Source organism: Acinetobacter sp. YH12226 (genome assembly GCF_013417805.1).
Lineage (GTDB): Bacteria > Pseudomonadota > Gammaproteobacteria > Pseudomonadales > Moraxellaceae > Acinetobacter.
Window position 1 is genome coordinate 14,722 of record NZ_VPDG01000015.1, and the last position, 14,642, is coordinate 29,363.

Sequence of the window (14,642 nt, forward strand, 5' to 3'; positions counted from 1 at the left end):
CTGATAAAATAGCCGCTTTCTCTCTATTCCGATTCATTATGTTCGCAATTCTTGCTGCTATTGGAGTCATGTTCGGACTCTCGTTGGCACGTGTACCTGTGGTTTTTGCCCTGGTCATTGGTGCTGTTACAGGTGGTTTATTGGCAGGTTTGGGCCTGCAGGGAACCTTGGACGCGTTTAACAATGGCTTGGGTGGTGGTGCCAAAATTGCCTTGGCTTACGGTATTTTAGGTGCATTTGCTTTGGCTCTGGCGCGTTCGGGTTTGCCGGATTTACTGGCTTATAAAATGATCAGCACCTTAAAAGGTGAGGCAGATTTTAAAGCGCAAAACCGGGTGAAATATCTGATCTTCTTCACGGTTGCCATTGCTGCTGTGTTCTCGCAAAACGTCATTCCCGTGCATATTGCCTTCATTCCGGTACTGATTCCACCGCTATTGATTGTATTTAACCATTTACAGCTGGATCGCCGTTTGGTGGCCTGTTTGCTGACCTTTGGTCTGGTAGGCACCTATATGCTGATTCCGGTCGGTTTTGGTGCCATCTTCCTGAATGACATTCTGGGTCATAACATCAATACTTTTGGTAAGCCATATGGATTTGAAATTAGCTATGACCAGATTCCATCTGCGATGGCAATTCCAGTATTCGGTATGTTTGTGGGCTTATTGGTGGCGATCTTTATTAGCTATCACAAACCACGTCAATATCAAGATATTCATGTCCAGGAACAGCAAAGTATTTCCGCTGAATTAGGTGTGGCTGAGCAGGTTAAACCGCAGATTGCCAAATTTACCATCTGGATGGCCGGCCTTGCAGTTATTGCCACATTGGCGGTACAGCTTTATTCAGACTCGATGATTCTGGCCGGTCTGGTCGGTGTAGCAATCCTGAGTTGTGCCGGGATCTTTAAATGGAAAGAAGCGGATGATGTGATCATTACCGGTATGCGCATGATGGCGCTAGTTGGCTTTATCATGATTGCAGCACAAGGCTTTGCCGCGGTGATTGAAGCGACTAATCAGGTACCAACCTTGGTTGAAGCATCGGTCAACTGGATTGGTAATAGTCAGGCATTGGCTGCCTTCCTGATGCTGTTGATTGGTTTGCTGATCACATTGGGCATTGGTTCGTCTTTCTCAACCATTCCCATTCTGGCGATTATTTATGTTCCGCTGTGTATCCAGTTCGGTTTTAGCCCGGCTGCGACTATTGCAATTATCGGGACTGCAGCAGCTTTGGGGGATGCCGGTTCTCCAGCTTCGGATTCAACTTTGGGCCCAACTTCTGGTCTGAATATGGATGGTCAGCATGATCATATGAAGGATAGTGTGATTCCAACCTTCATTCACTTTAATATTCCGTTGATGATTTTTGGCTGGATTGCAGCCATGGTTCTGTAAGTCAATTTCAATCTGCTCCGATATCTATTGGAGCAGATTTATCTGGATTTAAAATAAATAATAAGATGTATTTAAAATATATGTTTAAATAGAAATTAATATAAACCTGATTATTTTACTCTGAATAAAACCATATTTATCTGATTAATTTACTTAGTATTTAAAACCAACCAGTCTGGTCAATTTAAAATAAATATTTATTAAAATCAATACATTAAATAATAATTAAAAATTAGTTTTATAATCCTTATTGCATATTATTTTCCCTCGTGTTTATTATTAATTAAGATTTATTTTCTCAATAATTATTCTTCCTGTGGGGTATTTTAAAATGTTAAAGCAAGTCGCTCTAATTGCATTAATGGGTCTTTCTGCATCTGCGATGGCAGGTCAATGGCAGGTGAAAGTTGGTGCCAGTTCTTTAGCACCATCAAGTGACACTGAAATTGCACCAGGTTTAGTCGTAGAAGCGGATCAAGAATATGGTTTTACGCCATCGGTTGAATACTTTTTTAATGACAATATCTCTGCAGAACTTTTATTAGCCACACCATTCAATCACGACATCTCTCTTCAAGGTGTGGGTAAGGTGGCTAAGATCAAACATCTGCCACCCACAATTACTGCTAAATATCACTTTAAAAACGCAACACGCTTTACGCCATATATTGGTGTAGGTGGCACAGCTTTTATTGCTTGGGATGAAGAAGGTCTGGCTAAAGATGTGAAAGAAGCATTTGGTGTAGCAGGTCAGATCGGCTTTAATTATCAGCCAGCAGATGCCAAAAACTGGGGAGTATTTGCTGACGTGCGCTATGCAGATTTGAGTCCTGAAGTGACTTTAGATGATGCCAATAATACTAAATTTGATTTCGATATTGATCCTTGGGTTTACACGATCGGTTATAGCTACAAGTTCTAAATTCTAACCTTGCTCAACAAAAAAGTCTCATCTTGAATGAGGCTTTTTTTTCAAAATAACAACGATTTATAACTTATTGAAATTGAGCAGATCGGCAATGTTCAACTATATTAAAATGAATAAAGTAAATATTAATTGAATACGACTTAATAATTGAATAATAAGGAAGATCAGCATGAGGTTTTTAAACCAAGGTATTTTAATCTTCTTCAGCCTGCTGGCAGGGTCTGCCTATGCGGCGAGTTTTGATTGTCAGAAAACTGAAACCGTGACAGAGAAAGCGATTTGTGAACATCGTCTGCTCAATGATGCCGATGTCAAGATGAGCACCAGCTATCATATTTTGCGCCGTATGGTGCCTATGGGAACCCGCTCGGTGATCCAGCGCGATCAGGTGAAATGGCTACAGTTTCGTGACCGCTGTCAGGAATCTGTGTCTTGTCTGAGTCAGGTTTATAATATGCGCCAGCAGCAAATAGACCTGCAATTTCAACGTATTTATAAGCTTGGGCCTTATTAGGACTTAAACCTAAGCCTTTACAAATCCAAGTCATTTTAGATCAAGAGATCCTTTATAAAATATCTTGAGAAAAAATATACAACTGGCTATTGAAAATTTAGTAACTCACTCCATTCATATAGGCAACAGTATTGACCTGTATTTAAAATAAAAGGAGTGATTAATGAGCGAGTCTAGCGCACAAAAACATAGTTTCCAGGCTGAAGTGGCTCAGTTACTACATCTCGTGACCCATTCGCTTTATTCAAACCCTGAAATTTTCCTACGCGAATTGATCTCGAATGCCTCAGATGCATGCGACAAATTACGTTTTGAAGGGATTAACCATCCCGAATTTTATGAAAATGATCCGGATCTGCGCGTTCGTGTCAGTCTGGATGCAGACAATAAAACCATTACCATTTCAGATAACGGGATCGGCTTAAGCGAACAGGAAGCTATTGATAATTTAGGGACTATTGCCAAATCAGGCACCAAAGACTTTATGTCCAAACTGACCGGCGATCAAAAGGCTGATGCCCAGCTAATTGGCCAGTTTGGTGTCGGTTTCTATTCCGGTTTTATTGTGGCTGACAAGATCACGGTAGAGTCGCGTCGTGCTGGCACAGATGTCTCTGAAGGGGTGCGCTGGATCAGTGGCGGAACCGGTGAGTTCGAAGTTGAACAGATCACGAAACAAGGACGTGGTACCGATATTATTCTGCACTTACGTGATGATGCGCTGGATTATCTGCAAAGCTATAAAGTGAAGCAGATTATCAATAAATATTCAGACCACATCAGCCTACCAATCCAGATGCAAAAAGAAGTCTGGCAGGAAGAAGAAGCGGCTGAAGGTGAAACATCTAAAGGTGGCCAGTATGTCAAAACCGATGAGTGGGAAGCCATTAACTCGGCCAGCGCATTATGGACTCGTAACAAGTCTGAAATCACTGAAGAGCAGTATGTCGAGTTCTACAAGAACTTAAGCCATGATTTCGCAGCGCCATTGGCCTGGGCGCATAACCGGGTTGAGGGCAGCACTGAATATACCCAGTTGTTATATATTCCAAGCAAAGCGCCACATGATATTTTCACCCGTGAATCCAAAGCGGGTATCAAACTGTATGTGAAACGTGTGTTCATTATGGATGATGCAGATAACCTGATTCCAAACTACCTGCGCTTTGTGCAAGGTGTGGTGGACAGTGCCGATCTGCCATTGAACGTCAGTCGCGAGTTATTACAAGAAAGCCGTGATGTAAAAACCATCCGTGAAGGCAATACCCGCCGTATCCTGACCATTTTGGATAATCTGGCTAAATCTGAAGATGAAAAAGATCAGGCAAACTTCAAAACCTTCTATCAGGAATTTGCTTCAGTATTGAAAGAAGGTCTGGGTGAAGATTTCAGTAACCGTGAACGTATCTTGAAACTGCTGCGTTATGCAACATCAAACAATGACGAGGTCAGCACGTCATTGGCAGACTATAAAGCACGCATGAAAGACGGCCAGAAAGCCATTTATTATGTGACTGCAGATAGTCTGAATGCTGCGAAAAATTCACCACAACTGGAACTGTTCAAGAAAAAAGGCATTGAAGTTCTGTTGATGACTGAACGCGTGGATGAATGGGCGATGAACTTCGTGAATGAGTTCGATGGTACGCCTTTGCAAAACGTGTCGAAAGGTGCAGTTGACTTAGGTGACCTTCAGGATGCCGAAGAGAAGAAAGCCCTTGAAGAAGCCGCAGCCCAGTTTAAACCGGTGGTGGATAAGTTGACGGATTCATTAAAAGACAAGACCAAAGAAGTGCGGGTGACGACGCGTCTGGTCGATTCTCCGGCTTGTCTGGTGACTGGAGAAGGTGAGTTGTCTCCGCAGCTGATTCGTATGCTGAAAGATGCAGGCCAACCTGTGCCGGATATCAAGCCGATTTTGGAAATCAACCCGGAACATCCGTTGGTGAAAAAACTGGATGGCTCGGCGCAGTTTGATGATCTGGCCAATGTGATCTTTGACCAGGCAGTGATTGCAGAAGGTGGATTACCAGAAAATCCTGCTGAATATGTCAAGCGGATTAATAGCTTGCTGCTTGCTTAACTGCTGATGTGTTGAATGAGAAAATCCCTCTTCGGAGGGATTTTTTATGCCTGCTTCATTTTTCATTTCTAGAAATGATCTGGAAAAACGATAGAGAGAATAAAAAAATACCTTCGAATCATAAATCTATATTTTAGATTATTAATTAATTTTTAATTTATAATTGCGATCATTAAGCAAAGAGAGAGAATGTTATGAAATCTAAGCTGATGATCAGTATGGGCGCTGTAATCCTGATGTCGATGAGCCAGTTTAGTCTAGCGGCACCTGCTGCAGAAAAAGTGGTACGCACAGATCGCATCAGTTTTTATAAAGTTGCGAAAGTAGAGGCAGCAAAACCACAACGTGTGCAACGTAGCGATCGTATTCGCTTCAATATGCCAGTGATGGAGCAACCCTCATTGCAGCAAAAACGTGTGCTACGCAGTGATCGTATTATCCTGAATAAAACCAGCTAATACTTACCGCGCTGATTGCCTCAGTAATATTGAAAAAAGCCCATGAATGATGGGCTTTTATTATTTTCTAGTATCAGTCAGTTTAAAACAACGCTTCTAAACGTACCAAAGCCCCGACATAGTGGTCACGATCCTCGCGATGATCATTCAGGTAGTTCAGGTCGGTCTGGACAAAAAACCATTCACGTAAAAAAGGTTGTCTCCAGGACACATAGGGGCCCCAGCGGTTAAGACGCAGATCCTTGTCATTTAGATAACCACCGGTATAAATGCCGTAACTAAAACGGTTGTCCTGAAAAAACTGATGTTGCCTAAAGGTGTAGTTGTCCCAGGTCAGATCGTCGTCTTGTTCATCTGCATAAGTCAGACTGAGCTGATTGGAGAAAAAGGCCTGATTGGGACGGGCGTGGATTAGTTCCAAGTTGGTCCGTAAATAGTTTTCACTTTGAATGCCATAGCGATAAATCTGTTCGGCATGAAAAGAGTAGTCATTTTCTAGTGTCCAGTCCTTACTGGCTTTGACACGCAGATAAATATCATCGCCAGAACGTAAGCCCAGATCCAGATCGGTTTCGAAAGGAATACGATCTGACCATTCAGACCAACGTAAGGCAAAAGAGCTGTTATCTTCACGTGCACGTTTAGTATCCAGACGTTTATCTCCGGAAGTGGCAGGATTTTCATTGGTAATCGCGACATTGCTGTCTAATTCATTGTCCAGACTGTCATCACCAAAAACCACACTCAGCTTTTGTTCCAAGGTTGGAAGTTTGATCTTGCCGCGGATTCGGGGTTTAATCTCATAGCCTTCATATTCATCCCAGCGATTATCTAAAATGATCCGTAATGTGGCTGCAGCTGGCTGATCCGGATCGGTTTCACCAAACCAGTTATCAATTTTATGTGCAGTACGATCAGCCCATTCGCGGATGCCTTTCTGTTTTTGATCCGCCCATGAATAATTTTCTGTCTCTAGTGTGGATGGAACGATGGCGACACTTGATTGCTCTGGCAGAACCGTCGGTGTTGCATCGATCAAACGTGGAATCTGATCCAGCAAGCCTGATCGGCTTGGCTCTGTATTTGTTGTACTGGCAGGAGCAGCTGTGACTGAATTTGCCCAAGACATGCTACCACTCATTCCTAAGCCCAGAGAGAGCAGTAAAATTTGAGTAATCCTGTTTATTTGCATGAGATATTTGTTGCTCTTGTATTCTTATATTCAGCTGTAGTTTTCTAAAAAACGGCCTTAAAAAGCAAGTTAAAGCTACAAAATAACAGCAATTATTCAATCATTTGAGCCTGAATTTCCCGATAAAGCTCTAATACCCGAATGGGTTGTGGCATTGTTAAAATAATATTGTGAATATTCTGCCAATTGAGCTGTTTGTCGCGTTGCAGCAAGATGTATGGATAGGCCAGCTCATCCTCTGCGAGAGAGATGCGTTTTTCACCATGAATCACTCGGATTTTTTGATGTTCCTGTAGCAAAAGCACTGGGGTAGAAAAATCCGCAGCAGCTTCTTTAAACGAGATAAATTTCTGCTTTTGAATGGACTGTGCGGGTATAAATGGATGGTAATCTGGCTGTGTCCAGGCTGTTTCAGCCTGCTGCAAGTAAGCCGTTGAAAAAAGCTCGAGTTGCATGAAACTGGTGCTTATAACAGACCATGCTAGTGATTTAATCGCAGCAGCCTGGCGTTGATGATGGCTGAGCCAATGTTGAATACAATAGTGAGCCTGCAACTGACTCGGTACCCCTAAGAGCATCAGATATTTAACAAACTGGCCTTGCAGATTCAGTTGTTCAACCAAATAAACCTGACGTGCCTGCCAGTTATCTTCTGCTGCATAATACAGTGCGATATCCAGATAGATGGGATGTTCGATATTGGGACCTAATTCTAAAGCACAGAGTCGCTGGATATTGGTTTCTTCTAAGCCTAAAGGGTGTACATGAGCGTTTAGTTCGCCTAGTTGAATCTGTACAGGGAATTGAATCAATTCGGAGACTGTGATCTGTTCTTGCGGAATGGTCGTTTCAGCTTTGAGCTGAGGATCTAGTTCCTTGGGTTCAGTCAGTATCTGATTGGTTGACTCATTTGAGCGATTTAATTCTAGTGCATGTATTCTTGCCCTCGGCCGTCCCCGATGATATTTGGTTGTTTCCACAGCTTTTAAGCTGGTTTCAGCTTCGTTTAAGGATAGGGCAGGAACAATCAAGGGTGGATCCTGTTTCAGACACGAAAATTGCTGCTGTTGTTGCAAAAGCCAGATATAACAGTGTTGCAGTTCAGCCCATTGGCTGTGCAGGGCAGGAGATTGGGGAGCCGGGATCAGCCAGATTTGCCAGCCACGTTCAGGATGATGTAAAACTGCCCAGCCAGAATCCGGATGGGCAGACAATGCTTGTTCCAGCGCCAAGACTTCGGTGAAATAGCCACGAAAGCTTAGATGATAAGACGTGTTAGCAGAAAATTGGTAGGCGACAAGTTCAGGCTGAGTGCGGGCTTTAAATGCTGAAATTTGGGTTTTGAAAATAGGCTCATCACACAGATTAAAAATATCGCGTATTCTTTTTTTAGAACGGGCAATTTCATATAAAGGCAGGACTTTATGCTCCAGTTGCTGCGCCAGTCCATGTAGTTCTTTAATTAAGTGTGCTTTTTCTAAAGCATTCATTTTTTGATCTCTAGAGATGTTTCAGTGCTTTATCCAGGGTTTGTGCCAATGCGAGGTTGACCGCCAGCTCGACCAGTCTGTATTCAGCAGAATTCGAGTCTGTATAGCTTTCTGCCATTTCAATTAAATAATCAATAGAAACTGACTGAGGCGGAATTTTGCCCTGTACCAATGCCTGAAGTTCATGCATAAAAAATTTTCTTATCATTAATCTATTTATATTGCTGCAATTATAAGCAGAGATCACATAAAATAGTGATCTATTTTGAGTATTTTATAAACAAATTTTTTAATTAAAAGTGATAAAAATCAATAGAAAAAATGAGAGTAGGAAATAGTCGATATTTTTTTTAGAGTCGTGTATCTTTCACACGGAATGTGGTCAATGTGATCAAAAAAAACAGGCTGAATCAATCAGCCTGTTTTAATGAAAAATAGCTTTGCATTAAGCTGTTTTTTCAGTTGCTACAGTCGCAGCATCTGCATTTACTGTTTCAGCAGGTGCTTTAGTTGCTGGAAAGTCTGGCAGATGAACCACTTGCGCCATTTGTGCAGACGCTTGAACAGAAAAAGCCATAACGGTTGCTGCGAAAGCAAATTTAAGAGCATTCATAGGATGACCTTTAATATCAGAGTGTTCAATGACTTGAACAGAGGAGAATATTTAAACTTAATTCGGGTGAAATAATAGCAAATAAGACTTAATAGAAAATGATAGATTCGGCAAATTTAGGCAGTAAATTTTAGATAAATTACTCTATAAAACAATAAATTAGTATATTTGCTCTAGTTTGATTTGTGTGGTTTTACAGGGCTTTATACTTTATTTTAGCGATGAGAATCTGGACTTGATCAAGTGCCAAAACAAGCGGCGATGTGTTTTTGATCTGCCAATTTAAGATTGAATTTCGAGCTTTGTTCAATCCATGTAAGTTTTTGCTATCGCTTGTTTACGGGCTGCTGCAATCTTCTGAGAATGGACTAAGATGGAATTCCATTCATTTTCATGCTGAGAGTTTTATTATGGCAATTGCAAAAGTGGTAGAAGTCAATTCAAGCAGCAATAAAAGCTTTGAAGATGCGATTCAAACGGGCATTCAAAAAGTCACAGAAACGGTCAAAAATGTACAAGGTGCTTGGATCAATGAACAGAAGGTTGTCATTAAAGAAAATAAAATCACGGAATATCGTGTCAATTTAAAAATTAGTTTTCTGGTTGATTAAGCGAATACCATTCAATAACAAATAAAAAACCCCATTTAAAATGGGGTTTTTTTTATTGAACGTTGTTTTATTTAGCTTGGTCTGGCGTGTCACACGTTTCTGTTGAGCACTGTGCTGCCTGACTGTTGGTTGATGTATCGAGCGCTTTTTCAAATACTTGCAGGAAAACTTCTTTAGGCTGCGCGCCTGCCAATGCCACACGTTGATCAAAAACAAAGAAAGGCACACCAGTCACTTTGAGTTGTTCGTGTGCCACTTCCTGATCGAATTTGACGAAATCAGCATATTCCTCCGAATCCAACAGATCATCGACTTCGACCGGATTGAGGCCGATACGCGCTGCGACATCTTCCAGCGTTTCACGTTCTCCAATCGCCAGACCTTGGGTCATATAACTATAGAAGAATGCTTCCTGTGCTTCATTGCCCAGACCCTTGCTTTGCGCCAGGTGAATCAGGCGATGCGCATTAAAGGTATTGCCTGAATTGGCACCTTCCCAGTTAAATTCGATACCTTCGGCTTTGGCCATTTCAGCAATATTGCGCTGCATTTCTTCGACTTCAGCCACAGTACGGCCATATTTTTGCGCCAGACGCTCAGAGTTAGAAATTTCCTGACGTACCGGTGCTTCAGGATCGAGCTGGAAACTGTGCCAATGCACTTCAAGCTCAATACCTGCTTCTTCTGCCGCAGCTTCTAAACGTTTTTTACCAATATAGCAGAAGGGGCAAACCACATCTGACCAGATATCTACGCGCATGTCATGTCTCTAATTTTGCTCTTGTGTTCAAGTATGAGGGTGAAGAATCAGAATTTAAAGCCCTTGAGCATCAGAAGTGTATTTCTACAGCAGATCGGCAGGATAAATAAAAGAAGAAAGAGTAGGTGATAGCCAGATGGCTTCCTTAATATAATCAGGTTCTGACTATTCAAAAAAAATATAAAAATGCCATAAAAAAACGCCCCGTAGGGCGTTTTGTGAATGCAGTCAATTATGCAGTTTTTACTGCAGCTTCAACAGCAAGCATGTGACCATTTTCTTCGAAGTTTGAGTGCCAAGAAAGCGCTTCACGAAGAAGATGAGGGGTATGGCCGCCTTTTGCACATGCACGGTCAAAGTAATCATTCAACGCATCGCGGTACATTGGGTGCGCACAGTTATCAATTACTGCACGTGCACGCTCACGCGGAGCCAAACCACGAAGATCCGCAAGACCTTGTTCAGTCACTAGGATATCAACATCATGTTCTGCGTGGTCGATATGTGAAGCAAACGGCACTACAGAAGAGATGTCTCCACCTTTCGCGATTGATTTGGTTACGAAGATCGCCAAGTGGGCATTACGTGCGAAGTCACCTGAACCACCAATACCGTTCATCATCTTGGTACCACATACGTGAGTTGAGTTGACGTTACCGTAAATATCAAACTCAAGTGCAGTGTTGATGCCGATAATACCTAAACGACGTACCAGTTCAGGATGGTTTGAAATTTCCTGTGGACGTAATACCAGTTTGTCTTTGTATTGTTCTAGGTTGTTAAATACTTTCTCGCCGTACTTAGCAGAAAGCGTAATAGAAGAACCTGAAGCAAACTTCATTTTACCGGCATCGATCAATTCAAACGTACAGTCTTGTAGTACTTCTGAGTACATGATCAAGTCTTCGAAGTTTGAATCTTTCAGACCCGTCAATACGGCGTTTGCAATTGAACCGATCCCTGCTTGAAGAGGTCCGAGGTTTTTCGGTAGACGGTCTTCAGCTACTTCTTTTTCAAAGAAAGCGATCAAATGGTTGGCAATGCTTTGAGTCTCATCATCTGGTGCGGTTACAGTAGATGGAGAGTCGTGCAATTCGCTGTTAAATACGATACCAACAATTTTAGATGGATCGATATTGATCGCATGCGTACCAATACGCTCATCAACTTGAGTCAATGGAATCGCTTGACGCGTTGGACGATACGTCGGGATGTAGATATCGTGCAAGCCTTCAAATGCCGGGCTTAAATTCGTATTGATTTCTACAATCACTTTTTCAGCAAAAATCGCAAAGCTTGCAGAGTTACCAACAGATGTTGTTGGAATGATGCCGCCATCTTCAGTAATTGCTACGGCTTCGATGATCGCAACGTCTGGTTTTTTCAACTGCAGGTTACGCATTTGCTCAACAGTTTCAGACAAGTGCTGGTCAATGAACATCACTTCGCCGTTATTGATCGCTTTACGTAAAGTATTGTCTACCTGGAACGGTAAACGGCGTGCCAATACGCCAGCTTCAGTCAGTTGTTTGTCTAGATCGTTCCCTAGTGATGCACCAGTAATTAACGTGATCTTTAATGGATTTACTTTTGCCTGCTGAACCAAAGCTAAAGGAACCGCCTTCGCTTCACCAGCGCGAGTAAAGCCACTCATGCCCACAGTCATGCCATCTTTGATGAATTCAGCCGCTTGTTCTGGGCTGATGACTTTGTTGTGTAGGGAGGCTAAACGGATACGATCTAAAGACATTTTAACTCTCATTAATTCTTAAACTATGAGACGGATTGTACCGCTCAAAAAATGTATTGTGCATAGGTGTTAGGCTAAGGTCTAATTTTTTAGCTAAATGTAGGTATAATGAAAAATGATGATTTTTAAATGATTGAATTCATGAACTATAAAATAAATTGTATAGAAAAACTAAAAAGTCATTTGTTGAATTACTGATCACTTCTTAAAAGTGATCAGTCAAAGTTTGGCGAATTTTATCGAGTGTGGTGGCTGGGGAAAGTGTCTCTGGGTTCACCTGATTCACGGGTAGTGAAATGATAGCTTCCAGCCCACCTTCAGGACGATTATGAATACGCAATTGGCCATGGTGAATATCGACAATCCGTTTAACAATGGCCAGCCCCAAGCCACTGCCTTGTATCGTTCGTGCCGAATTGCCCCGAACAAAAGGCTGCATCAAGGCTTCAATCTGATCTTCCGGAATGCCTTCGCCATGGTCTGCGACACAAATCAACAGTTGATCTTCTTCAACATGCGCAGAAAGCTCAATTGGTTCTGAACCATAGCGTTTTGAGTTGTTGATCAGATTGCCAATCAGTCTTTTTAGCGACATGCTACGTGCCTGAATGGTCGGTATATCTTGTGGGGTGAAACGGATATCTAGCGGTTTAAACTGCTTGACCAGTTCCTGTAGCAGTACATTGACATTGGTGTCCTGCGGTTCTTCATCGGAACCGTCGCGCATATAGGAAATGAACTGATCCAGAATCGCGTCCATATCTTCGACATCATAAATCAGGCCTTCTTTGAGAAAGTCTTCATCTGGCATCATTTCGGCACTGAGGCGGATTCGGGTTAAGGGCGTGCGCAAGTCATGTGAAATGCCGGCCAGCATGATTCGGCGTTCCCGCTCGGTCTGGTCCAGCGTATAAATCATCTGATTAAAGGCATGATTGACCTGACGGATTTCCAGTGGACCATGATTGGTATCTAGATAGGGTGCTGAGCCGATGCGGCTATAACTGTTGGCGGCATTCTGCAAACGGCGTAAAGGACGGTTGAGCTGACGCACCAAGGTCAAAATAATGATGCCGACAATAATCGGCGTGCCAAGCAACCAGCCCAAAATCAGTTCATTGCTATAATTGGCATAAGTCTTTAAAGGTTCCTGTACCCAGTGGCCATTCATTTCAGGGGTCTGGATCCAGATACGTGGACTCGGCTTAAACTGGAAATAGACTGTGGCTTGTTCGATACGTAACTCTTTGGCCAGTTTGGTTTCGATCTGCCGGGTAAAAAATTCTGCAATCAGCTTTTCACGGACAGTGGGATATTCTGCTGGATTGGTCACGTATTCAATGCCGACCCGATTTCTTAACCAATCGTCAATGTCGAGTTCCTGCTGTTTGTGATACAGGCGCAGATCGGGATTGTTGAGAATTTCCAGTTCCATGGCCAGATAACGCGCATGTTGCTGGATTTCAGGTAAAAACAGGGTACGCCAAAAGAACCATAAGGACATGAACAGGCTGAAACAGACCACGAAAACCACCAGTACCGTGGTACGCATGGCAGCAGAACGCGGTTTGATCTTGTCGAGAAAGCGTTCCCCGCGGGTACGCTTTTTTTCCGAGTAGCTGACAAAATCGGTAAATTTTTGTGGATCGATGGGGTCGAGTTTCACACCAGCTCCCTGTAGGCATTTTCCAAATTGAGCAGTAATAATATTTGTAATGGAATCTTACTGCTTGAACCTTCGATGGAAGGAGCTTGTTGTGTTACTTTTTTTGAAAAAATGAGCAACACTGTTACGCAAGTAAAAACTTTGCCATTCGCTGAACTCGCGCATTTGTATACGAGCCTTTAAAGAAGGGAGGCTCAAACAGCAGCGAATGGCTTTTAGGGACAATAGACTGGGGTAATCTTTATCCTATAATTTTTCCTTTATTCAGCACCATCTGGAACAAAGACATAACCCACACCCCATACGGTCTGGATATAACGTGCACGCGCAGGATTTTCTTCAACCAGACGGCGTAAACGTGACACCTGAACATCAATTGAACGTTCCATGGCACCCCATTCACGGCCACGCGCCAGATTCATCAGCTTGTCGCGGGTTAATGGTTCGCGTGGATGCTGCACCAGTGCTTTCAGTACCGCAAACTCACCGGTAGTGAGTGTTACCACTTGACCTTCACGGGTCAGGGTGCGGGTAGAGAGATCTAGCGACCATGGGCCAAAAGAAACCACTTCCATCTGTTGGCTTGGTGCACCCGGCACTTCACGTACCTGACGGCGCAATACCGCACGAATACGTGCCAGCAGCTCATTCGGGTTAAACGGTTTAGGCAAGTAATCATCGGCACCTGCTTCTAAACCGGCAATACGATCCGAGTCGCTACCACGAGCGGTGAGCATAATGATAGGCGTATCGATATTGGATTGGCGTAAACGACGACAGATACTCAAGCCATCTTCGACCGGAAGCATAAAGTCGAGCACGATCAGAGAAAACAGTTCCCGCTGTAAAAGTCGATCCATCTGCGTGGCATCATGTGCAGTTTTAACCACAAAGCCTTTATCTTCGAGAAAACGCTGTAATAAGGTACGCAGACGAACATCATCATCAACCACCAGGATCCGTTCGACCCGGTCCGTTTCGGTATGTACGGCATCGGCTTTTTCAGCAGGTACAACTAAACTCATGAGATGCTCCTTTATTCTTTATTGTCGTCATAAACAAAAATCAAATAGGCTTTGAGTATACGATTTATTGATATTAATTGACTATGCTCTAAAGCACCAAATATTGCAGTTAAAATCAAGACATAGATACCAAATATATACATCTAAAT

14 protein-coding genes are annotated in these 14,642 nt (G+C 42.7%); 6 read left to right on the top strand and 8 right to left on the bottom strand.

Going from position 1 to position 14,642, the window contains the following annotated elements; all coding sequences use genetic code 11:
- The first annotated feature begins 38 nt into the window (after positions 1–38).
- The 5 genes from FTV08_RS12815 (at position 39) to FTV08_RS12835 (ending at position 5,386) form a co-directional block, all read left to right on the top strand.
- Entirely contained in the window at positions 39–1,403 is a 1,365-nt protein-coding gene (locus tag FTV08_RS12815) for a Na+/H+ antiporter family protein (protein WP_180087439.1), read from the top strand.
- 331 nt (positions 1,404–1,734) lie between these two features.
- The gene (locus FTV08_RS12820; protein ID WP_180087440.1) at positions 1,735–2,325 is read left to right on the top strand and encodes an OmpW family protein; all 591 of its coding nucleotides are present in this window, start codon (positions 1,735–1,737) and stop codon (positions 2,323–2,325) included.
- 175 nt (positions 2,326–2,500) lie between these two features.
- Positions 2,501–2,845 carry a lysozyme inhibitor LprI family protein gene (locus FTV08_RS12825; RefSeq protein ID WP_180087441.1) on the top strand — a complete coding sequence of 115 codons (345 nt, stop codon included), beginning with the start codon at positions 2,501–2,503 and terminating at the stop codon, positions 2,843–2,845.
- 163 nt (positions 2,846–3,008) lie between these two features.
- Positions 3,009–4,928: a molecular chaperone HtpG gene (htpG, locus tag FTV08_RS12830; RefSeq protein ID WP_004647318.1), complete on the top strand. Its 1,920-nt coding sequence runs from the start codon at positions 3,009–3,011 to the stop codon at positions 4,926–4,928.
- A gap of 194 nt (positions 4,929–5,122) precedes the next feature.
- Positions 5,123–5,386, top strand: a complete 264-nt coding sequence (locus tag FTV08_RS12835; RefSeq protein WP_004278599.1) for a hypothetical protein — start codon at positions 5,123–5,125, stop codon at positions 5,384–5,386.
- Between the two features lie 82 nt (positions 5,387–5,468).
- Here FTV08_RS12835 and FTV08_RS12840 read toward each other — a convergent pair whose 3' ends face one another.
- The 4 genes from FTV08_RS12840 to FTV08_RS12855 all read right to left on the bottom strand — a co-directional run bounded on the left by FTV08_RS12840 (position 5,469) and on the right by FTV08_RS12855 (position 8,681).
- Positions 5,469–6,578, bottom strand: coding sequence for a hypothetical protein (locus tag FTV08_RS12840; RefSeq protein ID WP_180087442.1), 1,110 nt, complete (start codon positions 6,576–6,578; stop codon positions 5,469–5,471).
- A 92-nt stretch (positions 6,579–6,670) separates the two neighbouring features.
- The gene (locus FTV08_RS12845) at positions 6,671–8,068 is read right to left on the bottom strand and encodes a hypothetical protein (protein ID WP_180087443.1); all 1,398 of its coding nucleotides are present in this window, start codon (positions 8,066–8,068) and stop codon (positions 6,671–6,673) included.
- Positions 8,069–8,078: 10 nt separating this feature from the next.
- Entirely contained in the window at positions 8,079–8,258 is a 180-nt protein-coding gene (locus FTV08_RS12850) for a hypothetical protein (protein WP_180087444.1), read from the bottom strand.
- A 255-nt stretch (positions 8,259–8,513) separates the two neighbouring features.
- Positions 8,514–8,681: a hypothetical protein gene (locus FTV08_RS12855; protein WP_005245837.1), complete on the bottom strand. Its 168-nt coding sequence runs from the start codon at positions 8,679–8,681 to the stop codon at positions 8,514–8,516.
- 410 nt (positions 8,682–9,091) lie between these two features.
- Here FTV08_RS12855 and FTV08_RS12860 point away from each other — a divergent pair, with 410 nt between their 5' ends.
- Positions 9,092–9,292 (top strand): dodecin family protein, encoded by a 201-nt coding sequence (locus FTV08_RS12860; protein ID WP_004278594.1) that lies wholly within the window; start codon positions 9,092–9,094, stop codon positions 9,290–9,292.
- A 67-nt stretch (positions 9,293–9,359) separates the two neighbouring features.
- Here FTV08_RS12860 and FTV08_RS12865 read toward each other — a convergent pair whose 3' ends face one another.
- The 4 genes from FTV08_RS12865 to ompR form a co-directional block, all read right to left on the bottom strand.
- Positions 9,360–10,052: a DsbA family oxidoreductase gene (locus FTV08_RS12865; protein ID WP_180087445.1), complete on the bottom strand. Its 693-nt coding sequence runs from the start codon at positions 10,050–10,052 to the stop codon at positions 9,360–9,362.
- Positions 10,053–10,284: 232 nt separating this feature from the next.
- Positions 10,285–11,802, bottom strand: coding sequence for an acetyl-CoA hydrolase/transferase family protein (locus FTV08_RS12870; RefSeq protein ID WP_180087446.1), 1,518 nt, complete (start codon positions 11,800–11,802; stop codon positions 10,285–10,287).
- Positions 11,803–12,007: 205 nt separating this feature from the next.
- Positions 12,008–13,468, bottom strand: coding sequence for an ATP-binding protein (locus FTV08_RS12875; protein WP_180087447.1), 1,461 nt, complete (start codon positions 13,466–13,468; stop codon positions 12,008–12,010).
- Between the two features lie 260 nt (positions 13,469–13,728).
- Positions 13,729–14,493 (bottom strand): two-component system response regulator OmpR, encoded by a 765-nt coding sequence (gene ompR, locus FTV08_RS12880; RefSeq protein WP_004278590.1) that lies wholly within the window; start codon positions 14,491–14,493, stop codon positions 13,729–13,731.
- Positions 14,494–14,642: the final 149 nt, after the last annotated feature.